Source organism: Microbulbifer variabilis (genome assembly GCF_052467165.1).
In genome coordinates this window covers 3,762,122-3,784,329 of sequence record NZ_CP174301.1, presented here as the reverse complement: position 1 = coordinate 3,784,329, position 22,208 = coordinate 3,762,122, and the positions used below count along the sequence as shown (strand labels likewise).

The 22,208-nt window shown below is 49.4% G+C and carries 21 protein-coding genes and 1 tRNA gene; 12 read left to right on the top strand and 10 right to left on the bottom strand.

Features of this window, described 5'->3' with window-relative positions; all coding sequences use genetic code 11:
* Window positions 1-44: 44 nt before the first annotated feature.
* From ACJJIP_RS16895 to ACJJIP_RS16870, 6 genes are all read left to right on the top strand, one after another.
* Entirely contained in the window at window positions 45-368 is a 324-nt protein-coding gene (locus tag ACJJIP_RS16895; protein ID WP_020412035.1) for an HvfA family oxazolone/thioamide-modified RiPP metallophore, read from the top strand.
* Between the two features lie 93 nt (window positions 369-461).
* Window positions 462-1,307, top strand: coding sequence for an HvfB family MNIO-type RiPP peptide maturase (locus tag ACJJIP_RS16890; protein ID WP_020412036.1), 846 nt, complete (start codon window positions 462-464; stop codon window positions 1,305-1,307).
* The gene (locus ACJJIP_RS16885; RefSeq protein WP_020412037.1) at window positions 1,288-2,073 is read left to right on the top strand and encodes an HvfC family RiPP maturation protein; all 786 of its coding nucleotides are present in this window, start codon (window positions 1,288-1,290) and stop codon (window positions 2,071-2,073) included. Before ACJJIP_RS16890 ends, ACJJIP_RS16885 begins: the two co-directional genes overlap by 20 nt.
* 171 nt (window positions 2,074-2,244) lie before the next feature.
* Entirely contained in the window at window positions 2,245-3,147 is a 903-nt protein-coding gene (locus ACJJIP_RS16880) for an MlaA family lipoprotein (RefSeq protein WP_444945672.1), read from the top strand.
* Between the two features lie 38 nt (window positions 3,148-3,185).
* Window positions 3,186-4,364: a PP2C family protein-serine/threonine phosphatase gene (locus ACJJIP_RS16875; RefSeq protein ID WP_020412039.1), complete on the top strand. Its 1,179-nt coding sequence runs from the start codon at window positions 3,186-3,188 to the stop codon at window positions 4,362-4,364.
* A 210-nt stretch (window positions 4,365-4,574) separates the two neighbouring features.
* Complete coding sequence (locus ACJJIP_RS16870; protein WP_020412040.1) at window positions 4,575-5,093, top strand: STAS domain-containing protein; 519 nt, start codon at window positions 4,575-4,577, stop codon at window positions 5,091-5,093.
* A 69-nt stretch (window positions 5,094-5,162) separates the two neighbouring features.
* On the opposite strand, the gene ACJJIP_RS16865 is transcribed toward ACJJIP_RS16870, so the two are convergent.
* The 5 genes from ACJJIP_RS16865 to ACJJIP_RS16845 form a co-directional block, all read right to left on the bottom strand.
* On the bottom strand, window positions 5,163-5,621 hold the full coding sequence (locus tag ACJJIP_RS16865; RefSeq protein WP_020412041.1) for a tellurite resistance TerB family protein: 459 nt from the start codon (window positions 5,619-5,621) through the stop codon (window positions 5,163-5,165).
* The gene (gene tal, locus ACJJIP_RS16860; protein WP_020412042.1) at window positions 5,602-6,597 is read right to left on the bottom strand and encodes a transaldolase; all 996 of its coding nucleotides are present in this window, start codon (window positions 6,595-6,597) and stop codon (window positions 5,602-5,604) included. Before tal ends, ACJJIP_RS16865 begins: the two co-directional genes overlap by 20 nt.
* 54 nt (window positions 6,598-6,651) lie before the next feature.
* A complete protein-coding gene (gene dusA, locus ACJJIP_RS16855; RefSeq protein WP_040628208.1) occupies window positions 6,652-7,629 on the bottom strand; it encodes a tRNA dihydrouridine(20/20a) synthase DusA in 978 nt (325 codons plus the stop codon).
* A gap of 536 nt (window positions 7,630-8,165) precedes the next feature.
* Entirely contained in the window at window positions 8,166-8,963 is a 798-nt protein-coding gene (locus ACJJIP_RS16850; protein WP_444945671.1) for an SMI1/KNR4 family protein, read from the bottom strand.
* 347 nt (window positions 8,964-9,310) lie between these two features.
* Entirely contained in the window at window positions 9,311-10,213 is a 903-nt protein-coding gene (locus tag ACJJIP_RS16845) for a LysR family transcriptional regulator (protein ID WP_444945670.1), read from the bottom strand.
* Between the two features lie 111 nt (window positions 10,214-10,324).
* On the opposite strand from ACJJIP_RS16845, the gene ACJJIP_RS16840 reads away from it, so the two are divergent.
* Together ACJJIP_RS16840 and ACJJIP_RS16835 are read left to right on the top strand one after the other, a co-directional pair.
* A complete protein-coding gene (locus ACJJIP_RS16840) occupies window positions 10,325-11,017 on the top strand; it encodes a pirin family protein (protein ID WP_444945669.1) in 693 nt (230 codons plus the stop codon).
* Between the two features lie 16 nt (window positions 11,018-11,033).
* A complete protein-coding gene (locus tag ACJJIP_RS16835; RefSeq protein WP_444945668.1) occupies window positions 11,034-11,657 on the top strand; it encodes an isochorismatase family protein in 624 nt (207 codons plus the stop codon).
* A 1,169-nt stretch (window positions 11,658-12,826) separates the two neighbouring features.
* Here the strand turns inward: ACJJIP_RS16835 and ACJJIP_RS16830 are convergent.
* Together ACJJIP_RS16830 and ACJJIP_RS16825 are read right to left on the bottom strand one after the other, a co-directional pair.
* Complete coding sequence (locus tag ACJJIP_RS16830; protein ID WP_020412048.1) at window positions 12,827-14,035, bottom strand: glycerol-3-phosphate dehydrogenase/oxidase; 1,209 nt, start codon at window positions 14,033-14,035, stop codon at window positions 12,827-12,829.
* Window positions 14,019-14,711, bottom strand: coding sequence for a glycerophosphodiester phosphodiesterase family protein (locus ACJJIP_RS16825; protein WP_020412049.1), 693 nt, complete (start codon window positions 14,709-14,711; stop codon window positions 14,019-14,021). The genes ACJJIP_RS16830 and ACJJIP_RS16825 overlap by 17 nt, the downstream gene beginning before the upstream one ends.
* A 252-nt stretch (window positions 14,712-14,963) precedes the next feature.
* On the opposite strand from ACJJIP_RS16825, the gene ACJJIP_RS16820 reads away from it, so the two are divergent.
* Complete coding sequence (locus ACJJIP_RS16820; protein WP_020412050.1) at window positions 14,964-15,290, top strand: hypothetical protein; 327 nt, start codon at window positions 14,964-14,966, stop codon at window positions 15,288-15,290.
* A 103-nt stretch (window positions 15,291-15,393) separates the two neighbouring features.
* Window positions 15,394-16,077 carry a fimbrial biogenesis chaperone gene (locus ACJJIP_RS16815; RefSeq protein WP_020412051.1) on the top strand — a complete coding sequence of 228 codons (684 nt, stop codon included), beginning with the start codon at window positions 15,394-15,396 and terminating at the stop codon, window positions 16,075-16,077.
* A 97-nt stretch (window positions 16,078-16,174) separates the two neighbouring features.
* Here the strand turns inward: ACJJIP_RS16815 and ACJJIP_RS16810 are convergent, their stop codons facing one another.
* The 3 genes from ACJJIP_RS16810 to ACJJIP_RS16800 all read right to left on the bottom strand — a co-directional run bounded on the left by ACJJIP_RS16810 (window position 16,175) and on the right by ACJJIP_RS16800 (window position 20,209).
* Entirely contained in the window at window positions 16,175-17,050 is an 876-nt protein-coding gene (locus ACJJIP_RS16810) for a hypothetical protein (RefSeq protein WP_444945667.1), read from the bottom strand.
* 70 nt (window positions 17,051-17,120) lie between these two features.
* Entirely contained in the window at window positions 17,121-19,640 is a 2,520-nt protein-coding gene (locus ACJJIP_RS16805) for a TcfC E-set like domain-containing protein (RefSeq protein WP_020412053.1), read from the bottom strand.
* Window positions 19,641-19,684: 44 nt separating this feature from the next.
* The gene (locus ACJJIP_RS16800) at window positions 19,685-20,209 is read right to left on the bottom strand and encodes a hypothetical protein (RefSeq protein ID WP_020412054.1); all 525 of its coding nucleotides are present in this window, start codon (window positions 20,207-20,209) and stop codon (window positions 19,685-19,687) included.
* Between the two features lie 277 nt (window positions 20,210-20,486).
* Between ACJJIP_RS16800 and gltX the strand changes: the two genes are divergently transcribed.
* Together gltX and ACJJIP_RS16790 are read left to right on the top strand one after the other, a co-directional pair.
* The gene (gene gltX, locus ACJJIP_RS16795) at window positions 20,487-21,962 is read left to right on the top strand and encodes a glutamate--tRNA ligase (RefSeq protein WP_020412055.1); all 1,476 of its coding nucleotides are present in this window, start codon (window positions 20,487-20,489) and stop codon (window positions 21,960-21,962) included.
* Window positions 21,963-22,122: 160 nt separating this feature from the next.
* A tRNA-Ala gene (locus ACJJIP_RS16790) sits at window positions 22,123-22,198 on the top strand.
* Window positions 22,199-22,208: the final 10 nt, after the last annotated feature.

The following is a 22,208-nucleotide window of genomic DNA, read 5'->3' as shown; positions in this document are numbered from 1 at the left end:
TTTGGTACTTTTTATTACTCAGGGTATTAATTAGGAGATCCCTTATGAACAAGAAGCATCTTTCCCCCGTAGCGGCCGCAGTTGGTGCAGCGTTTATTGCCTCTGCTGCGATGAATGTGTCTGCAACCACTGGCGAAGCTAATCCGTTTGCTGCGGCAGAGCTGACTTCTGGCTACAACCTGGCACTGGCTGACCATGGCGATAAGGAAAAAGAAGGCAAGTGTGGCCACGACAAGAAAAAAGAAGGTAAGTGCGGCGAAGGTAAGTGCGGCGAAGGCAAGAAGAAAGAAGGCAAGTGCGGCGAAGGTAAATGCGGCGAAGGCAAGAAGAAAGAGGGTAAGTGCGGCGAAGGTAAGTGTGGCGGATAATTTAAAGCCATACTCGATCGGGGCGGTATTGCGTTAACTGACGCGCCGCCCCTTGTTCTTTTCTTCATATAGAACCGTTTGAGGCAGACAGAAGTGCGAAATTATCCAGTGGAGGGGGCCGGTCTTGGACTGCGTCGCTCTATGATGGGAGAGGAAGTGCCATCTGCTGCGGTGGATTTCTTTGAGGTAGCGCCGGAAAACTGGATCGGCGTCGGTGGGCGCTATGGCCGCTGGTTTCGGGAATTTACTGAGCGCTACCCATTTATTTTGCACGGCTTGTCCCTTTCAATTGGGGCGCCGGAGCCTTTGGATATGGACCTTGTTGGGTCTATCAAGAAATTTATTCGTGAGCATGATATTCGCTATTACAGCGAGCACCTGAGCTACTGCTCCGACCACGGACATCTCTACGATTTACTGCCGATTCCCTTTACTGAAGAAGCGGTGATGTATGTCGCCGAGCGAATTCGTATTGTGCAGGATGCATTGGGGCAGCGTATTGCCATGGAAAATGTTTCCTACTATGCCGCACCAGGCCAGGAAATGAGCGAGCTGGCCTTTCTAAATGCCGTACTGGAGGAAGCAGACTGTGACCTTCTCCTTGATGTAAATAATATTTATGTCAACTCCATTAATCATCGTTACGATCCATTTGAGTTTCTGCGCGGACTTCCTTCGGAAAGAATGCGCTATGTACATGTGGCGGGACATTACGACGAGGCGGAGGATCTAAAAGTAGATACCCACGGTGCACCGGTAATTGATCCTGTGTGGGAGTTGTTGAATAAGGCTTATGAAATTCACGGTGTAATGCCAACCCTGCTTGAGCGGGATTTCAATATTCCACCCATACCGCAATTGCTCGAAGAAGTAGGGCATATCAAAACCATTCAGGCCAGTCACCAAGTAGAAGAAAACTATGTCCTCAGTCGCCGATAAAACTGACAATTTTCAGGGGTTGCAGAGAGACTTGGCTGCTCATCTGCGTGCTCCGGAGCAATGCACACCGCCTCCCCAAATTGAAGATCGGCGCTTGGCGATTTATCGGGATCTAATTTACAACAATATTGAGTCTTTTATCTCGAGCGGGTTTCCGGTGCTGCGCAGTCTCTATAGTGACGAATTCTGGCACGCTATGGTGCGTGATTTTGTGCATCACCATACTTCTAGCAGTCCCTACTTCCTGCAAATCAGTGAGGAGTTCCTCACTTACCTGCAAAATGAGCGGGGCCAGCGGGAGGGAGATCCCCCTTTTTTACTGGAGCTAGCTCACTACGAATGGGTAGAGTTGGCACTGGATGTCAGTACCGCTGAGATACCTGCCAACCTCAGCCGCGAGGGGGATATATTGGGATCCGTACCAGTAGTATCGCCCCTGGTATGGAGCCTTAGTTATCGATATCCCGTGCATCGTATTGGCCCGGTGTTCCAGCCTCAGGAACCCGATGAAACCCCCACCTTTTTGCTGGTGTATCGCGATCGCAGTGATGAGGTGAATTTCATGGAAATTAATGCGGTGACAGCGCGTTTGTTGCAACTGGCTTCAGAAGAGTCGGCCACTGGAGAGCAACTGTTGGCACAAATTGCTGCAGAGTTACCCCAGGTAGATACCAGCACCCTGAGGAGTTTTGGTGTGGAGCTATTACAGAAACTTCTGGGGAATGGTGTAATTGCAGGCCTTAAACCTCTACCTGCTGAAAAATAGGTGTCGACAGCTTATCTTTTGGCGTCATTATTATTCTAAAGCCCCGCTGCACTTGCCTGAAACTGCTTCATCTTTGACGAATCCCAGCTGCTATGCTGCCGAGGGTAGCTTACGATATGCGAGGGCGTTAGAATCCTTGGTCTTAGTATTTGTTAGTAGAGGAGCAGGGTTTTGCTAGGACGCAGAGTTTTATCGCCCTGGTTGATGGCCGCGCTGATCGCGGTTTCTCCAGTGAGTGTATTAGCGCAAGATGACCCGTTTGGAGGCGCGGCAGGGGATACCGCCGTTCAAACTGGTACTGATGGTCAGGTTACCACAAGTGGCGATGAAAATGGTTCGCTACTGGATGAATATGGCTTTGATCCCGCGGATGAATTTGGTGGTGCGGAAGGGGAGGATTTTTCCCTTCGTGACCCATGGGAAGGTTTTAACCGCGCTGTATTTAGTTTTAATGATGGCGCTGATCGCTATGTGTTGAAGCCAGCTGCCGTCAGCTATCGGCAGATCACCCCAATATTCGTGCAACACGGTGTTAGCAACTTCTTCAGTAATCTGGGTGAAGTGACCAATACCTTTAATGGCGTATTGCAAGGTAAATGGGGCCAGGCAGGCAATGATGCAGGTCGCTTGCTGATTAATACCACTATTGGTCTTGCCGGTCTTTTTGATGTTGCCAAGCATATGGGGCTTGAAAAAGGCGATGGCGAGGACTTTGGTCAAACCCTGGCTGTTTGGGGGGTGCCTTCCGGTCCATACCTGGTTTTGCCGCTTCTGGGTCCTTCCACAGTTCGGGATACGCCAGCACGGGTAGTTGATTACTACACCAACCCGCTGACCTATGTGGAACATGACCCTACACGCTATACGTTGAGGGCAACCGATATTATTCAGAGCCGCGCCAGCTTGCTGCAGGCCGAATCACTGTTACAGGGGGATCGGTATGTGCTGTTACGTGATGCTTACCTGCAGCGCCGCGACTTCCTGATCGTGGATGGCGAAGTAGATGTGCAGAGTGAAACTGAAGCCGCTGAAGCGATTGACCAGGGTGAAGTTGAAGAGTCCAGTGACTACTGATCACCGGATAGAACTTACTCTTTTTCCAAGGGCCACTCATGCCCGGTCCCGGTAGCCTGTTACTGACTGATGACGAGCGCTCCCGCAGTTTCCTGCGTGGAGCACTTTCACGCCAAGGGTTCTCTGTTGCGGAGGCAAGTAGTGGGCAACAGGGTATCCAGCAATTTTCCCCCGGTCTTTTTCAATTGGTCGCGGTGGACTTCCAGTTACCCGATATGAGCGGGCTGGAGGTGTTACAAAAAATCAAACGTCAGTCTCCAGATACCTCTGTCATCGTAATTTCATCCAGTGCAGTACTGAATGATGCCCTGCAAGCAATACGCCTGGGCGCCTGCGATTATCTCCTCAAACCTCTCAAGGAAGCCGCGCAAATTGACCGGGTTATTTGTCGTATCAGCGGTGAGGAGAATCTGGCCCAGCAGAACCGGGAATATCGGGAAGCTCTGGAGCGGCGTAACATAGAGCTGCGTGATCACGTAGAGCTTTTGCGGCGGGACCAGGAGGCTGGCCGCCAGCTGCAACAGCACTTGCTGCCGCGTACGCCTTATAGTTATCCAGGTGGTATTGAGGCGAACTATCGCCTGATTCCCTCACTGTATCTCAGTGGTGACTTTGTCGATTACGGCCTGTTTGGAGAGCGTTTTGTCGCCTTCTACCTAGTGGATATTTCCGGTCATGGTGTCTCGTCTGCGCTGGTTACCGCACTCGTCAAGCACAGCATCATGCACCGTCTGCGTGAGGGTCCACTTTTTACCCAGCTGGAGTCCCTTGGCAGTGACCTGTTAGAAGTTCTCGAGCTGATCAATCGGGAGTTGTTATCCACACATATGGGCAAACATGCCAGCATGTTCGTCGGTGTTGTGGATACGGCCGCGCGCCAGCTGCATTATGCTGTTGCCGGGCAGATTCCCATGCCGGCTCTCGCCAGTGATGGTGGCGCTGATTGGTTGCCGGGCAAAGGGCGTCCGTTAGGTATCTTTGAGCGGGGTGACTGGCAGGTAATGTGCGCCGAGCTACCGCCCAGCTGGCGTTTGGTGGCGTGCTCCGATGGCGTTCTGGAGCTGCTTCAGGGAGATCTTCTGGAAAAAGAGGAGCGCCTCTTACAGATGATCGCCGAGTGCGGAGGAAATTTGGAAAGTTTGTGCCAGAGCCTGAAAGTAGATACTTTTGGGGCGTTACCGGACGATATTACGATCCTCACCCTGGGGCACAATTAGGACGAGCGTTTGCATCGACTAAATAGTCGAATTTCATGCCCTAGTATACTTGTCAGTCCGGGCAGTCAGGAGTAAGCTCCGCCCACTTTATGCACAAAATTGCACAAGGCGGCAAAACCACCGAGTGCGGCTTGTGTTCTCTACCAGTGAACTTTTGCCACCTGTTAGCACTTTCACCTAAAAGTGTATCCGGGTGAGCCAGGGGTTGTTATGCAGTCCGGGCAAATTATGGTTGGGGCCCACGAGGGCGTTTACATCATCAAGTTGATTGGTGATGTTCGGCTCAACCTTTGTACTTCATTTGATAGCTTCATCGACAACATGTTTGCGCGAGATGACTTCGCTGGGGTGGCTTTCGACCTGGACCGTGCCGAAGGTGTTGACAGCACGACCCTTGGCCTGATGGCAAAAATTGCGATTCGCGCCCAAGAGCGCGGTTGTCAAAAGCCATTGGTTTTCTCTGCCGATAAGGGAATTCAACACCTGCTTGATGCAATGGGATTTGACTCCCTGGTGGAGATCAGTAGTGAGCAATATGATATCTCCGTTGAGACTAAACCCCTGGTCTGCAACACTCCTGATGAATGTGCTGCGCGGGAGAAGGTACTGGAAGCACACCGTGTTTTGATGAGTATGAACGAGCAAAATGCGGAAACTTTCCGCGATCTGGTGCATACCCTCGAGCGGGAATGCGAGCCCTACAGCAAACGCTCCGCCCATCTGCATTGAGCTTCTTAAGGGCTCCTGCTACCGATTTGGCGCTTTAGACCTATTCCCCCAACTTATTCAGCTAGCGACTCAATTATCTTTCAAATCCCTCGCTTCCGCCCTGGCTCTGGTGAACAGTCCGTGGGGTAGGTAGATAAGTTCGGATACCCGGCGAATAAGGTGTTCCTCAAATGCCTCGATAACATCATCGGAAAAAGCGACCTGCCACATTTGCCGAACCAGCAGGTACTTGTCCTGCTCAGTGAACTGATCATTAACTGCTTGGGTAAACTCGAATAATGAGGTGGCATGCTCCCGTTGATCAATGGCCTCATCAATAATCTCGGCGGCGCTGTGTACATCTAGTGCATAGTGTTGGCAAAGTAGATGCGTGAGGGTGTCGCGCTCGCGCTGGTCCAGCTTCTGGTCCACAGTCGCCACTTCAACTAGAAGGGCGGCGCTGATCATGCGCACGTCTTTTTCATTACGTGTTTCTACATCGGCACTGTTGCCAATCTGCTCAAACAGCTTACGGATTTGTTGCAGCATCAGTTTCCTGGTGTCCCATCACTTGGCTTTGTAGCAGCATTTCAAGTCGCTGCTGGTCTTTAACAAAGTTGCGAATGCCTTCTGCTAGCTTTTCTGTAGCCATGGCATCGCTATTGAGCTGGTAGCGGAATGTCGCTTCCTCCAATCTCTGGGTTGGCCGAGCCAAAGGTTCTGTAATCGCCGGTAGGCCTCCTACCAGCATCCCCTCACTTTCCTCCAGGGACTGCAACAACTGCGGGCTGATAGTCAGGCGATCGCAGCCAGCCAAGGCTTCTATCTCACTTGTATTACGGAAACTGGCACCCATCACGATGGTGTCGTAGTCGCGGGATTTATAGTAGTGATAAATATTGCGTACCGACAATACACCGGGATCCTCTTCGCCACTGAACCCCTTGCGCTCACCATTTGCCAGGTGCCAGTCGAGGATACGGCCGACAAAAGGAGAGATTAAAGTGGCTCCGGCCTCGGCACAGGCGATGGCCTGGCACAGGCTGAATAGCAAGGTCAGGTTACAGTGGATGCCTTCTTGTTCCAGGATTTCTGCCGCTGCAATACCCTCCCAGGTGGAAGCAATTTTGATGAGCACACGGTCCCTTTCTACATTCGTTTGTTCGTAGAGAGTGATCAGGTGCCTGGCGTAATCAATTGTGGCGCGGGTATCGAACGAGAGTCGCGCATCCACCTCGGTGGAAACCACGCCGGGGACCAGCTGTAATATCTCTGTACCGATACCCACTGCTAGCTTAATTGCCGCTAATCGCGCTGTCTCCGCTGTCCCACGTTGCTTCTGGTGGCGAGCTGCCCACCCCAATGACTCTTTGATAAGCGATTTGTATTGAGGGAGCTGGGCGGCCTTGTACAGTAGTGAGGGGTTGGTGGTGGCATCTTGAGGGCGGTAGCGGCGGATAGCCTCAATATCACCCGTATCGGCCACTACTAAGCTGCGCTGTTTAAGTTGTTCCAATTTGTTCATTGCACTCCCTCTGTCATTGATTGGCCTCCATTTCCAGCCATCTTGGTTTACCCTCTATGCGGCCTGGGTAACGAGCGTTAAAGCGTGTTCAACAATTTCTGGTCCGGCCCCTTTCTTGTGGGCATTCTCACTTAGGTGGCGGCGGAATCGCCGCGCGCCCGGCAGCCCCTGGAAAAGCCCGAGCATATGTCGGGTAATATGATTCAGGCGCTGGCCGCGCTGCATTTCATTTTCTATATAGGGCAGCATTTGCTCGACCACTTGCGCTGCATCCGGCCCTTCACTTTCACCAAATAGCAGGCTATCCACTTGGGCAAGGATTGCCGGAGTTTGATAGGCTGCACGCCCCAGCATAACACCGTCCATATGCCGCAAATGTTGCAGGCTCTCCTCTAGCGAGTTAATACCGCCGTTAATAATGATTTGTAGCTGTGGATAGTCCTGTTTCAGACGGTAAACCATATCGTAATTAAGTGGGGGGATTTCGCGGTTTTCCTTTGGGCTGAGGCCTTTTAGCCAGGCTTTGCGCGCATGTACGATAAATGTGTCAGTGCCAATAGCTGCCTGGGCCTCCACAAAACGGGTCAGGCCAGGATAGTCCTCCATATCATCAATACCGATTCGGTGCTTTACCGTAACTGGGATAGATACTGCTTCGCGCATCGCGGACAGACCCTCAGCTACCACATCCGGTTCTGCCATCAGGCAGGCACCAAAACGGCCCGATTGCACCCGGTCACTGGGGCAGCCGCAGTTGAGGTTAATTTCAGCGTAGCCCCACTCCTCGGCGATACGGGCGCATTCGGCCAGCTCTCTGGGATCGCTTCCGCCCAGTTGCAGGGCTACGGGTTGCTCTGCTGCATCAAACTGCAGGTGGCGCTCCCTGTCTCCATGCAATATTGCCCCAGTAGTCACCATCTCCGAATACAAGCGTGCCCGCTTACTCAACAGGCGCCACATATAGCGGCAATGGCGATCACTCCAATCGAGTAGTGGTGCGGTACAAAAGCGGTGGGGGCTGTATTCAGACATAAACTGCGGCGTAAAAGACTATTAAAAACAGAGTAGCCCGCCATTATATGGGATGTAAAACCCATACCCTATGGCGGGATGGCCTGTTGTTGTTGAATCTGGGTGTCAGCACGGCTCGAAATGTTACCCTTAGCTTCTCCGGATCACGTGCTGACTTGATGGCGAGCCGTATTGTCAAAGTAGTTAACTGCCGGGTTGTCCATTGTTCTATTGCGGCAATGGTGACTCTGAACGGGTGATTATTTGTTCGGAGCAAAAGCGACCACAGTTTGGTCAACACCGGAGCCAGCGGCTGAGCTGGCCAGTTCGCTCGCTATATGGGGAAGCTGGCTGACAACTTTCCCCCGCCAAAGCGGCCCTGAATAAAGCGGATGGCCTGCATTATATGAACAGAGCAGTGGTTGGCAGGTTGGCAACCGCTGCTTCGTTACGAGATAACGGTGATGCCGATACAAATCTGGCTGGGATGGTAGAGCAAACGCTTAGCGTATTAAACTGGGTTCATCAGGATAACCGAGCTACCAGACAGATAGGCTTTATTGGAAGCTACTTAACGTTTTAAACTCCCCTCGAAACCTCTCTTCCTTCCAGCTGGCTGTATCTAAGGCCTGAATAAACTTTGAAATAAAGTCAGTGAAGTTCTCGGCAATCAAGAGCTTTGTATCCTCATCTCGGCCAAAAGCTATTATCTGGCCAGGAACTCCTTTTTTACCAGGATCGAAATCGATACCAATATGGTTGCCTGCCCAATCAAAAGTTAATGGAATCCAAAACTTATTAATATATAGGGGTTTTATAAAGCCCTCCGGGTTGGACCGCATGTAATCAGCACAGTCCTCATTCATTTCTTCTTCATCCAGCTCTCGCCAACTATCCCAGCGCTGTGCAATTTCAGAGGTTGATAGAAATTGTGATTCAAAGAAAAGGCCTAACCCCTGAAAAAACTGACCATTATGTACTGACAAAAATTCTTTTAAGTCAGCCGGTAGCTCAACACCTAAGTGCTGCTCTAGTACCTCAATTTCGCCTTGTGAACAGCCTGAATTTAAATTCAACTTATCTAAACAGCCAAGTTGAGAAAGCTTCCCTTTTATAACCTCCCAAGAATCCTTCATATCTAGTATCTCATTGTTCCTTGCTATGAAATCAGCATACCATGGCAAACCAGAGTCACCAATTGAGTAATTAATTAGCCAAGGTAGCATTCTTCCATTGTGATTGGTATCGATGTATCCCTCGATGAGTATGCTGATTAGCTTTTCTGGGGTAGTGAGGGTTTTGTAGTTTCTATAGGTAGTTTCTATAGAAGGTGGAGCATGCCAAGGTATATTCAAGTTGACAACTTTACCACGTTGATAATCTATATATAGGGTTTGAATTGGATACGGTTTACCCCCATCAGTTGGCTCCTGAAGTTCATTGGTGAGGCGTTGGGAAGACTGGCGGGGTTGATGTTTTTGCTGACGAGGAGGGGGGCTGTGGAAAACTGCAAAAATAGTGCGCGGCCGGGCCGTTTATTGGATACCAATCCTACGGTAACCATTATGGCGCCCCTGTATGGGCAGGGCTTGCTATGCAAGTCATCGATAGAAAAATCTAATGGCCGAGGATTTTTGTTCATGAAGGTCAAAGATATTCGGAAGAGGTACCAAGTTGATGATAGGAAACCAGTATAAAAAAGTCAGAATCGTAAACCTTTTCGCTCAAATACATCTGATAGAAATTCTATAAAAGCACCTACCTTTGCAATCTTGGCGCGATTTTGGGGATACAGTGCATATATACCTATTCTTTCCATGCTCCATTTTGGTAGTAGGTTAATAAGAGTGCCCTCTTTAACTTCTTGAAAGCACATGTAATCTGGTAAGACTGCGATACCACAAGAATCAATTGTTGCTTGTTTAATAGTTGAGAGGTCATCTGAGTAAAACCTCGGTTTTATTTTTTGTTGAAAAACCCTATTTCCATTTTGCAAAATAATTTTTGACTCATTACCCAAGGCGTTCATAAATAGCCACTGGTGATGTACAAGTTCTTTGACATTTAAAGGTGTACCATTTTTATTGAGATAATCAGGGCTGGCATAAATTTTTCTGCAGGCGTGACCGAGGGGCCTCGCAATCAGCCTTGAGTCATCCATTTCCCCAACCCGTACAACAACGTCAAAACCCTCCTCGATCAGGTCTACCCGATGGTTCACCAGGCTCAAATTCATTTGTATTTCTGGATAGTGATTCAAAAAAATTGCCAGGGCTGGTTTTAGGATTTGCTGGCCGATAGTGATTGATGCGCCAACCTTAATAGGACCGCGGTGAACTTGTAGTACCTCAGAAACTTCGGCCTCTGCCAGCATCATTTCTTCTTCAATACGTTTACAGTGACTTAAATACTTTCTTCCTGCTTCTGTTAAAGCCTGGGAGCGGGTAGAACGTTCTAGTAGCTTGACGGATAGTCGATCTTCTAGCCGAGCGACCTTTCTGCTTACGTTGGCTTTTGGGATTCCCAGACGGTCTGCAGCTTGAGTAAAACTGCCTGTCTCTACCACCGCCAAAAAAACCATCATATCGTTTAAGTCGTGAATCATGGAAATCTATTGTTGTTAAAAATGAAATAATTTTTTTCATTTTTTAGTATATATCAAACAATAGATTGCACCTAAGATGCTCCCGTATTGCAAATGTCTGGGAGGCACATTTTGAAGATTCTCACTCGTGACTCGTTACCGTTAGGTGGTTTTGCTGGGCTAAAAGAGCACAGGCTGGTAACCGACAGTCGTGTATTTGGCCCTCATAAACGCCCAAATACCTTTGAAGGCCTGGATAACTTTGTGTATTTGGCCGATGCGCGCTTTAAACTCCGTGGTGAAACGGGCATGCATCCACATCATGAGATAGATGTTATTTCGGTGATGATAGATGGGCGTATACAGCATGAAGGCTCATTAGAAGATGGCAGGGGATTGGAAAAAGGTGGCGTACAAGTCCAGCGGGCGGGAGGACAGGGTTTTACTCACAATGAAGTAAATCCAGATACCAGGAAAAACCGAATGATCCAGCTATGGGTTCTACCTATAGCGCCTGGCCAGGCCGCTGGTTACAAGTATTACATACCTGCCGAAAGTGGAGTTACAAGAATTTATGGGGGAAATAAGAACCAAACAATTACTTTCGATAGCAGTACGATTATTGAAATTGCCAATTTATCGGCGGATCAGCAACTATCAATTAACAGTGAATCTCTGGTGTATCTAACCAAAGGTAGCGGCCGATTTATTGAAGAGGAGCAAAAAGAGACTGTAACAGATGGAGATTTGATCAGAAGTTACAGCGGTAAATTAATAGCGGATACCGATATTAGTGCCATTGTAGTTAGGAAATCCAATCAGTAAATGAGAAGGTAAATGCATGAATAAGTACGTTGAGACATTGACGGTAGATAATTCTGTATTGGCGTTAGTTGACCATCAAACAGGGTTGCTGGTGAGTTGTCGGGATATGGATCCCCATCTAATGACCCAGAATATTAAGGGGCTGACAAGTCTTGCTAAAACAGTAAACATGCCCACTGTTGTTACTGCAAGTATGCCTGACGGTCCGAATGGACCAGTTATGCCAGAAATAACAGATATCTTGGGCGATGAAATAATTGAGCGCGCGGGTGAGATAAATGCTTGGAAAAGCCCAGAATTTAAACGAGCTATAGCAGCGACGGGCCGTAAAAAAATTATTATGGCAGGTATCGTTACAGATGTTTGCCTGATGTTTCCCGCGATTTCTGCCGTGGCAGAAGGATATGATGTATATGCTGTGGTAGATGCCTCTGGTACTTGGAATAACACCGTTATGCAAGCGGCTATGCATCGTATGAGCCAAGCGGGGGTTAAGGTTGCCACCTGGTCATCTGTGTTGGCAGAGATAATGGACGATTGGCGAAGTGAACATGGAATGGAACTCGGCGAAATATTAGCTCAGCACACTACATACCGCTGGGTATACAACAGCTACCTTAGTGCAACTAACCAAAAGTAGTTCAGAGCCCCTCTTGTGTTAATAAGAGGGGTGGGAGAAAGTCCATGCGTCACCACAACAGGCATCTCGTTGTATTTATCACTTTTTTATCGTTGGTGCCCCTCGTATATTTTATTCCCGATGGAGTGGCCCAAATTTTACCAGATCAAAAATTCCTCCAAGTAGTTGTTGCAGTGGGTATAATTGTGCCTGTTACTAGCTATTTGATTTTACCCTTAGCTTTGTATGCTGTTAAATATATCAATAACAAGCATATTGGGTCTGCTGTTCATAGGTATTTCTGCAGGTAATGCTTTTTTCGGTACTATTGCCCCTATCTGGTTAGGCGAGGGGGAAGGCACTATCCTTTAGGAGAGTGGATAACCTGGGTTCAAAACAATGGCGGCATCCACTCTAGCTATATATTTGATAACTTATTGAGTGCTCAGATAAAAACTTCAGAAGTATCATTATATTGATGCAGCTTACGTTAGAGCGTATTATTTTTCATCTTCCTAGAAGTATGGCTAGCCAGAAAAAATTGATAGCTTGCTGTTTTTAAGAGTATATCTGATAAAAGGAATTAAGTATGAGAAGTAAACTAATCTGTCTGAGTATTGCAGCAATGGCTTTGGGAGGTTGCACTACTCTGATGAAAGAAACCGTCTCTAAGAGGGCGCCTTTTGACTTAAATTGTGATGCTTCATCTATAACTATCCACCAATTGGGTACCAGAACATATGGTGTTGCCGGATGTGATAAGCGAGCCACCTATGTATTACAAGGGCCTTGTTCAGGCCCTGGAAGCATGTGTGTAGCTGTAATGAATTCTAGTGTAGAGGAAGGTTAGAAGTAGGGGGCAATAAGCCAGCGGGTGCAAAGGGTTTCTCTCTGCTGGCTGAAACTTGTTACTCACATGAGTACTGCTCTTCAATAGATTTTCGGTAAAACTAATCCACTCCTGTAGTGCCAAATACCTAAACTCTTTGTTCCTTTAGAGATTCGGTTAGAGTAGAGGTTTGATTAGAAGGTACTGTAGTTTTGTATGGTTTTTCCATAACTGGCTGCCGACCTCTCCACTGATATTTTCACTGAAAATTACCACGTCCCTATTTTGCTATCGTAGAATTAAGCTCTGCGCGGGACTTTATTACGGTTAATCGAGAGAAGCATTGAATTCTTTTGATCGATTAGAGGTTCCGTTCCCGCTCAGAGGTGCTGGAATGGCTAGAGGTTTCAGTGCTTTCGTGAGTTGATGTTGCCTTATCCTGCAGAGTGGCTTCGAGTTTCCGTGCCAGTTTTCGCGCAGTGGCGCGGTAGCTGGTGAGTTTCCCACCGGCTACGGCGAGAATCCGAGGTTTGCGCTCATCATCGCAGCAGATCATAGATTCCCTTGAGCGTGCAAATGGGCTTTTCTCCGCTTCAGGTAGTACCCGCAGACCGGCAAAGCTTTCACAGATATCTTCAGCTTGCAGCCCGCGAGTCTGGGTGAAGTACTGCTGCACAGTGCGCAGCAGGTAGGACTCCTCCTCAATTGTGGGGGACACATCCCGCGGATCGCCACAATAAGGACGCTCTGTGGTGCCCACCAGGGTTTTATCCTGCCAGGGCATCACAAAAACTGCGCGCCCATCATCAGCTTCCACATAAAAGATTTTGTTGCCAAGAGATAGCGGGAGCAATATGTGGGTGCCTGCGACCAGATCTATTGGTGGAAGGGCGACTGGCGGTGAGCAGCGGGCATTTGTAGTGGCGACCCAGGGGCCGCTGCAGTTGACCAGGGCACGGGTGCGCAGTGTGTTGAGTTTACCGTCGGCCACATAGTCAATCCGTACACAATCTTCAGTGACCTCCGCTCCTACCAAACTGCCGGGACAGATAATCTGTGCACCATGGGCAATTGCGGATGCAACCACATCACGGGTGAGGGCGGCATCATCTGTCTGTGCATCGTAGTAGCGGAATACGGCAAGTAAATCTTCACGCTTTAGACCGGGCAGGGTATCCCATTCAGACCTAGGCAGGGATCGGAATCTAGAGTCGCCATTTCGAATACCGGAGAGCAGGGCATAAAGGCTGAGCCCCAGTCTGACCATCCAGGGAGATCTTTTGCTGTTGCGATACACAGGGATATAAAAAGGCACCATGCGCACCAGCTGAGGTTTGTTATCCAGTAACCAGCTGCGTTCGCGCAGGCACTCATAAACCAAGCGGAATTGTCCGCTTTCCAGATATCGCAAGCCACCGTGAATCAGTTTTGAAGAGCGTGAGGAGGTCGCAGCGGCAATCCCCAGCTGCTCCAAAATGACGACAGAGTGATGGGCTTGGGCCAGGGCCTCAGCGGTACCGGCGCCGAGAATTCCGGCGCCGACGACTAGAACGTCAAAATCCGTAGACATCACTCGCTTCCCGGGAGCGCATTAATAATGGCAGGTTACCGGTCAGGATATGGTGTGCGCCGCGTTTACGCCAGAGAACGGCCTCCTCTGTGGAGTTGATTTCATAAACAACCCACTGCCAAGGCCCCGGTGGTAGTTCATTGCACTCAACAAAACTGTCCCGAATCAGCAGATACTCAGGTGCAAGAGTAACAATATCTGCCGATAGACAGCGGGAGACGCAGCTGATCTGCAGTGCCACCCTGTGCCAACCCATATTGCGTGCAGCGCGTAAGCTGCGACAGTCCTGGGAGAGTAGGGCGAAGGATTCGCGTTCATTACGCATGAGGTCCAGCAGCTTTTCCACTGCTGCGGTGAAACCGATGCCGGTAATATTGGATGCGGAGATCCCTACAAACCAGTCCAGGTGGCGATGACAGCTTGCCCAGTCCACCAGTTGGATAAATGAGTTGATGGGCTGGTGGTGTAGTTGTGAATCCCTCAGTTCGTGAAAGAAGTGCACGCGCTTATCGCTGGGCAATTGCAGTGTATCGCTGTGGAAACACCAGGGTGTTCCGTCCAGGCTGAAGCGGACATCGCACTGGATTGCGCAGGCCCCCAAGTTATGGGCTGCTTCGAAGGCGGCGATTGTATTCTCCGGTTGGCGGGTCTTGTCGCCTCGGTGCGCGATTAGCATGTGAGTAAAGTCCGGAAAGCGGGTGTTATTGTCGGCTGGATTTGGGGCGAGCGGCCCCTGTCACCAATGGGTATTTCCGACCTGGGTAGGCCCCGGGTCTTACAGGAAAAATAGACTGTGCTCCAGTTGTTGCAAGCATCGTGGGGCTGAAATATTGGCGCCTGGTACCATGAGCCGGCAGTAGGGATTGAATTAGGCTGGATCGCCAACTGCAGTTTACGCAAATGTGATGGTGCTGGGGCTCTGAGAGGTATGGTGGGAAGTTTAACGTTGGCTTTGGTGCAGCTCATCTTTGAGGTGGCGCCATCTTCAATGCAAAGTATTGTCGCAGCAGGCAATGCAGTATCCGCTAGCGCCCGGATTATATTGATATTGCCCACCCGAGCTGAGTGGCGCCAGTTTGAGAAGGGAGCTAAGCGCGAGCTGTGTTTGAGACAGATTCCCACACAGCATTTCTCCTTGGTTGCAACTGGGTTGGATGAAGGTGAACAGCAGAAGCCGCTTTCACTGGGGGCTGGAGATTGCCTCTCTGAAGTGCGACTGAAAGATTACTCTCAATTGGTTATTACAGAGAAATAATTATCTTTCCCAAGGCTTGATTGGTAAATAAAGCCAACTGCCGCCCACTCCTAGTGTAAAATACCGCCACCAGAATAATGAATGCCGAGTTATTCACTTTCCTATGAAAAAGATATTCCTTGCATTGCTTTTGGCAATTTCACAGCCAGCCCTGGCTGCGATGTCTCTAAACAAAGTAATCCTTTACCTCGATGACGCTCCCAGTGCTCGGGATGACGTTGTAATCACCAACCCGGATAATGAGACTCTGTACTTACAAACAGAGATTTTCCGGGTGGATAACCCCGGGCAGGAGAATGAGCAGCGTGTAAGGGTGGTGAACCCCGATGAATTCAAGCTTCTTGTCAGCCCGGCCAAGGCTGTCCTGGCACCAGGAGAAAGAAGACGTTTCCGCCTGATGGCCTTGGATCGTGACCTGGAAGAAGAGAAAGTTTATCGGGTGACGTTTAAGCCAGTTGTCGGAAAAATCAAAACTGAGCAAACGGCCTTAAAAATACTCGTAGCCTACCAGGCCTTGGTATTTGTGCAGCCAAGCAGCGGCCAGTATAAAGTTGAGCTTGTTGGGGAAGGAGATAGCTACAAGCTGGTTAATGATGGCAATATCAATATTGAAGTTGTTGAAGTACGTCATTGCCTCGACGATGGAAACTGTAGGAAATTGAATGTATCGGGCCGTTTGTATGCCAGAACTAATCTCTCACTTGAGGACATCCCAAAAGATGGGGAGTTGGAAGTACTGTTACGTGGGCGCAAAAGCGAAAGGGTGCGTTTCCCTCTTAACAGTTAGCCTAAATTTTTTTCGATATAGCGACTAATAAAGTTAGTGGCTTTTTATATTTTTCTGCCTTGAGAGGTTTTATTTGACGCTGGCTCCTGTGGTAAATCTACTGGCTACTAACCGTCACCGTCAAAACATCGGTATAAAACGGTTCGTTGGCATTTTCCCAGTCTGACGGGGAGACGCTGATATAGATTCTCGCGTTGTCAGAAATACAGGACTCATCAGTCCTGCGGGAGAAGCTACCAGGCACGTCCCCGAGTCCCCCGGGCGCTATGCCGCTGGTGCCCGTTAAGTCATCTGAGAAAGTTACTGTATAGGGTATATTTTCGCTTGATCCACCTAACTCATAACCGCTGCTTCCACCACCGCCGGTACTGCCATTACTACTGCTAAGGTTAACGGTATAGTTGGAGAATCCGATACCGCCTACACAGAAATCTTCTGATCCCTTAATAACCTGGCCCAAAGTGATGCCTGAATTACTCAGGTTGATATCTCCCAGGTTGCGAATAGTAATATTTGGTTCTACTTCCAAGACTATGTCGAACTCTATGGTTTCTGTATCAATGGGGAAAATTAAAAAATACTGGCTTAGTTCCATTTGAAAGCTGCCAGAGTATCGACTGGAAGATGGAGTGAGAGAACTATCTACCTCGACAGAAAGAAAAGCACCTGTATCGTTTGTGGTACCACCAAAGGAGCCGGCCAGAACTCCAGGATTTAATACCTCTGTAATGCCTCCGTTGGAAGTGAATGTTATAGAAATATCAATCTGCTCTCCGTTATCTGAGACCAGTGAAAAAGTATTGCCGTTTAGCGATGATATTTCTAGATAGTACGACCAGGCATTACCGCGTCGATGACTGCGTAAGGTGAAAGGGATATCCTTGGGGTCTGTTTCGTAATTTAAAGTATGGGATCCCCCAAGATTACAAGTGCGTAAACTACCATTACTGGAACAACTGGTCTGCGAATTCACTGGTAAGCCCAATCCCATAGCTAGGATAAGTATAAAATAAACAGGCCAAATAGCTTTTTTTAGAAGTCTTTTAGTGGTGTACACCTTTTGCCTCCGAGGTGTATTCGATTTGGCAAAGAGCCCGAGATTGCTCAATGGTGCCTAGATTTAGCCAGTTTTCCCCACCGGATTGGATTTTTATAGGGATGCGGCAGTTACTCCAGGTAATTTCCTGGGAGGTTAGAGTTTGCTGGTCGCCACTCACTTCCAGTTGGAAAACGCCATATTGGTCGGTAACAGTATTGTGGTCGCCGATGAAAACCTGAATGTTGGCTATTCCTATACCTTCATCGCTTAGTCGGCCTAAAACCAGTGTTTGGGGCAAGATCTGGTAGCTCGCTGAACTTACGTTGCCGGGATAAAGGGTGACAGTTTCACTTCTCTCGCGAAAATCAAAGAAGCCTTGTTCAAGCGGGCGCAGTGACAAATCGTAGCTTTTAAAAGCCGGTAGATTAATAACGGATTTGTTACCACCCTTGGCATAGCCGCGCCGAACACCATTCACCAGTACTTCAAAATCCTGTTGATCACTTCCTTCAATATCGACAATAACTGCGCTTTCCAATGCCCTTTCGCCTCCCCAGGCCAGCTCTCGTTCTGTGGAAATCAAGTTGGTGCTAAAGCCTCCCAGATAATTAATGGCATCACCCTGATCATCATGAGTAAAACCGACAGTAGCATTTGCATAGCCCATATGTCCCGCCAGGTGGGTACGGCTTTCCAGGTAATTTGCCCCCGGTGCTTTTTCAATAAAGAGTTTCTGCTCAAACTCTGGTGCCCATAAGTCACGGTCACGCCAGCGGGTATGAAAAGCCAACCGTTCCCCGTCTGTTCCGCTATCACTATTTTCACTGTGTAAATTAGCGGTGTGCTGCCAGTGCTTTGATCGCAGGCGGAACTCGATACCAAGGTTGGAATATTGCAGCCCATCTGCTTTGCCGTAGGAGAAGCTGGCATTGCCTAGCCAATTTGCGTTTTGAAAGAAAGTGCGGCGAAACTCCAGGGTTGTTAGTTTACGTGCTCCATCGGCAGTGTTATCCAAAGTGAAATCACTGGGTAATAGATTTTGAGCTTTGTCCCGCTCGCTATGGCGCAGGGAAAGATGCCCACCCAGAATACCGCTTTGTAAGCTAAAGCTGCGCTGGGAATACCCTCCGGGTAAAAGCTGATAGTTGTTATCGAAAGGTAGTTGATCTTTTGCTGGAAGCTTGGCCTCCATCGCACTTATGGTGGCAAAAGGCGTTTTTATTAGAGCTTGAAAACGGTGGCCATTACGGCCTTCACTGGTAGTAACCAGGCTTGGGGAAAATTCCAGATATTGCCCCACCCAGCGCAGGCCAACCTCTGCCAGTTGTTGCTTCTCTGTGGTAGCTACTGAAGCGAATAGTCCTGTGCCGGTTGAAAGGCGGCGCGCAATCGAGCCTTGAACCAGTCCTTCATCATAATACTCGGGCAAAGTGCCGGTATTGTAGGGTAGAGTGGGTAGTCCTGCTTGGAAGCTCCACAACCACTCTCCCGGAGCCGGCAGCAACGAGTCCTTGGCAAAAAATTCTGTGTGCTGGCTGAGTGCTCGCCCAGTCTCATCATATGTACGAATCTCCACTTCATAGGCACCATGCGGCATAGTGGAGGTATTTAATAAACGGTTACCTGCCTCCAATAGTTCTGTGTGAACCAGGCGCTTATCCCGATAGACTTCAACCCGCCCGCGTACTGGCATATTAATTTCCAGTGGTGCTCCTTGCTGGTACTTAATATCGGTACGGCTTCGCTGGGAGTTTCGCAACTCCAAGCCGTATATAGTCTCTTTAGACTTAAAAAAATTAAGCCCACCTTGTGGCTGCAATAACCCTATTGAATAGGCCTGCCCACGAAAATCCCTGCTCCAGTGCAAGTTATGAAGCCGGCCACCCTGTTCTGTTGCGTTGGACCAGAGGCTGTGCAGCGCGCTCTCACCAAAACTGATAATGGTATTGCCGCTCAATGTTGCCTGGTAACTATTTGGGCCCCAATCACTTTCGACACCACTCCAGGTGCCACTTAGATTCTGAATTACAGAGAAGTCACTACTGGCAGCCGGTAAGTAAGGGTCTTTAATCGCTGCCTGCAGAGGCAACAGCTCGGGTGCAAAAAACAAATCAAGCCGAAAACGCTCTTCGTCATAGATAACTGCGAACTCCTCAGGCAGCAGGTATCCACAGTTCACTTGTCTAGCCGAGTGACAGATATATTGTGTATTTTTGGACTGGCTTGTTCCCAGTAAAGTGAGTACCCGTTCGGGGTCATTCACTTCTGGCAGAAGGACGAGTACAGATTCGGGGGAATCAAAGCGGATACGGTTAGACTCTACTGAAACCTGCGCGGCCCCAATTTCCTTACCACCGTAATAGAGATCAACCACAAGATGTTCGGAGACTAGCAGCGCATCAAACCCTTCCGGCGCTGATGTTTCCAGCAAGAAGGTAGCCGCTGTTGCCGCTAGGGCATCAGATTGAAGGGCTTGCGCCAAGCAAAAAGCCAGCGCCAGCCCTCTCGGGTGACGTCCTGCCATAAGGAGCTGTCGGAGCAGTTGCTAGAGTCCAACTGCCCTCTAAATTACTCGGAAGCTACGGTAATTTCGAGAATATCAGTGTAAGTTGTGCCATTTAGCACATCGGGCTGCTGCCATTCATTTTGATCCACAGTTACTTGGAAATGAGCATTGTCTGAGCCACAGGAAGCAGCCTGTCTATCCAAGTTGGTAACGGGAGTACCGCTTGTTACTTCCTGATAGAGATTAGAGGTGTCGTTTACGAAGCCAACGCTATAACCGACATCTATACCATTCCCCTTCAGGTTAAATGCAGTATCACTGTCAGTGTTATCACTTTGAAATGTGATACTAAATTTTGAGAAGCCGAAGCCGGCCACACAAAAGGTATCGTCACCTTCTGCGCTGTCACCAAGATCGTCAACTGTAATTAGGATGTCTTCGACTCCACTAATTTCAATTGCAGGGGTAATGCTCAGGGTGATTGTACTATCTGCACTAGCGCCAGCAGCCATTGAGGTCGTTGAAGCGCTGAAGAGTAAGCCTGCTGCGACTGCAGAGACCAGAGAACGAACTACATTTTTTTTCATGGCCTATCTTCCTGAGCCGTTGATTTATCATTTTGAGGAAAAGTTGCTCACGGAAATCCCTGCACAATAAGGGCTATTGCGTTAGTCAAGCTATTCCATGTTTATGGCGGCAATCATACTTTTTTCGTGAATCAAGTCACGTCAATTGTGTACTTTATTTGAGCTATGGCACGAAAAGCATCTTTTTGTTGAAAAAATACCGCCTGGGCCCAGGGGCAAGCCAGCGCTATAATCCCGCGCCTTAACAGTCCTTTATCTATCTTCTATCAGGTTTGTCATGACCGTAAGAACCCGAATTGCACCTTCACCAACCGGTGATCCCCATGTTGGTACTGCCTATATCGCTCTCTTCAACCAGTGTTTTGCCCGCGCACAGGGTGGCCAGTTTGTACTTCGTATTGAAGATACCGATCAGCAGCGCAGCACCCCGGAATCCGAGAAAGCGATTCTCGACAGCTTGCGCTGGTTGGGTTTGGATTGGCAGGAAGGGCCCGATGTAGGAGGTCCCCACGGCCCCTACCGCCAGAGCGAACGCGGTGATATCTACAAAACTTACTGCGACGAGCTGGTACAGAAAGGACATGCCTTCCACTGTTACCGTACTGCGGAAGAACTGGAGCAGCTGCGTGAAGGATTGCGCGAAGCAGGGCGCACTTCACTGAAGCCCAGCGACCTCGCCCTGCCGGAAGAAGAGGTAGAGAAGCGCCGCGCCGCCGGAGCGCCTTATGTTGTGCGCATGAATGTGCCTGAGAGCGGCACTTGTGTAGTGGAAGACCTGCTGCGCGGTACTATCGAGATTGACTGGGCCCAGGTAGATGCCCAGATTTTGCTCAAGTCCGATGGAATGCCCACTTATCACCTGGCGAATGTGGTAGATGATCACCTGATGGAGATCACCCATGTACTTCGTGGTGAAGAGTGGATTAACTCTGCGCCCAAGCACAAGCTGCTGTATGAATACTTTGGGTGGGAAATGCCGGTGCTCTGCCACTTACCGCTGTTGCGCAACCCGGACAAGACCAAGCTGTCCAAGCGTAAGAACCCCACCTCTATCCTCTATTACCAGCGCGCCGGCTTTATGCCCGAAGCCCTGCTGAACTATCTGGGCCGCATGGGCTGGTCCATGCCGGATGAGCGTGAGAAGTTCTCCCTCGAAGAGATGCTGGAACACTTCGACATCCAGCGTGTCTCCCTGGGCGGCCCGGTATTCGATGTGGAGAAGCTGTCCTGGCTGAATGGCCTGTGGATTCGCGAGCTGGAAAACGAGCAGCTCGCCGATCGCCTCACCGAGTGGATGTTTAACCGTGACAATCTGCTCAAGGTGCTGCCACAGGCCAAAGAGCGTATGGAGACCTTCGGAGATTTTGCTCCTCTGGTTAGCTTCCTCGCCTCCGGCAAATTGCCCCTGACCGAAGAGAGCTTCAACGGTAACAAGCTACCCCTGGATGACCAGAAGAAACTGCTGCAATTTGCCCTGTGGCGCCTCGAAGCCCTGCGTGCTTGGGATAAGGACAGTATCTTCCAGGCAGTGAAAGCCCTGTCCACAGCCATGGAAATCAAGCTGAAAGACTTCAACGCCCCACTGTTTGTCGCCATCAGCGGCACCACCGCCTCCTTCTCTGTGATGGAAGCCATGGTACTCCTGGGCCCCGACCTCAGTCGCGCCCGCCTGCGTCAGGCAATCGACGTACTGGGCGGCGCCGGGAAGAAGGTGCTGAAGCGCTGGGAAAAGGAGTACGCTGGGCTCAATTAAGGCTTTGCTGCCTTCATAGCCCTTGAAATTGACAGCTTCTGAGGGCGTCCATTGTTGGCAGCTAACTAATTGATTAAAAAGTTATTTTTTCTGTTGACAGGCGCCTAAACCTTGCTAAAATGCGCCCCGCTTTCGACGGAAACGTCAGGCAGCAGAATTTGGGGCTATAGCTCAGATGGGAGAGCGCAACACTGGCAGTGTTGAGGTCAGCGGTTCGATCCCGCTTAGCTCCACCAAATTTCCCTT

Excerpts from the sequence above, each read along its gene's own strand:
- ACJJIP_RS16885 (WP_020412037.1), top strand. The coding sequence starts at position 1,288 with ATGTCCTCAGTCGCCGATAAAACTGACAATTTTCAGGGGTTGCAGAGA.
- ACJJIP_RS16875 (WP_020412039.1), top strand. The coding sequence starts at position 3,186 with ATGCCCGGTCCCGGTAGCCTGTTACTGACTGATGACGAGCGCTCCCGC.
- ACJJIP_RS16895 (WP_020412035.1), top strand. The coding sequence starts at position 45 with ATGAACAAGAAGCATCTTTCCCCCGTAGCGGCCGCAGTTGGTGCAGCG.
- ACJJIP_RS16865 (WP_020412041.1), bottom strand. The coding sequence starts at position 5,621 with ATGCTGCAACAAATCCGTAAGCTGTTTGAGCAGATTGGCAACAGTGCC.
- dusA (WP_040628208.1), bottom strand. The coding sequence starts at position 7,629 with ATGTCTGAATACAGCCCCCACCGCTTTTGTACCGCACCACTACTCGAT.
- ACJJIP_RS16800 (WP_020412054.1), bottom strand. The coding sequence starts at position 20,209 with ATGAAAAAAAATGTAGTTCGTTCTCTGGTCTCTGCAGTCGCAGCAGGC.
- ACJJIP_RS16820 (WP_020412050.1), top strand. The coding sequence starts at position 14,964 with ATGGTGGGAAGTTTAACGTTGGCTTTGGTGCAGCTCATCTTTGAGGTG.
- ACJJIP_RS16825 (WP_020412049.1), bottom strand. The coding sequence starts at position 14,711 with ATGCTAATCGCGCACCGAGGCGACAAGACCCGCCAACCGGAGAATACA.
- ACJJIP_RS16815 (WP_020412051.1), top strand. The coding sequence starts at position 15,394 with ATGAAAAAGATATTCCTTGCATTGCTTTTGGCAATTTCACAGCCAGCC.
- ACJJIP_RS16830 (WP_020412048.1), bottom strand. The coding sequence starts at position 14,035 with ATGTCTACGGATTTTGACGTTCTAGTCGTCGGCGCCGGAATTCTCGGC.
- ACJJIP_RS16835 (WP_444945668.1), top strand. The coding sequence starts at position 11,034 with ATGAATAAGTACGTTGAGACATTGACGGTAGATAATTCTGTATTGGCG.
- ACJJIP_RS16870 (WP_020412040.1), top strand. The coding sequence starts at position 4,575 with ATGCAGTCCGGGCAAATTATGGTTGGGGCCCACGAGGGCGTTTACATC.
- tal (WP_020412042.1), bottom strand. The coding sequence starts at position 6,597 with ATGAACAAATTGGAACAACTTAAACAGCGCAGCTTAGTAGTGGCCGAT.
- ACJJIP_RS16845 (WP_444945670.1), bottom strand. The coding sequence starts at position 10,213 with ATGATTCACGACTTAAACGATATGATGGTTTTTTTGGCGGTGGTAGAG.
- ACJJIP_RS16805 (WP_020412053.1), bottom strand. The coding sequence starts at position 19,640 with ATGGCAGGACGTCACCCGAGAGGGCTGGCGCTGGCTTTTTGCTTGGCG.
- gltX (WP_020412055.1), top strand. The coding sequence starts at position 20,487 with ATGACCGTAAGAACCCGAATTGCACCTTCACCAACCGGTGATCCCCAT.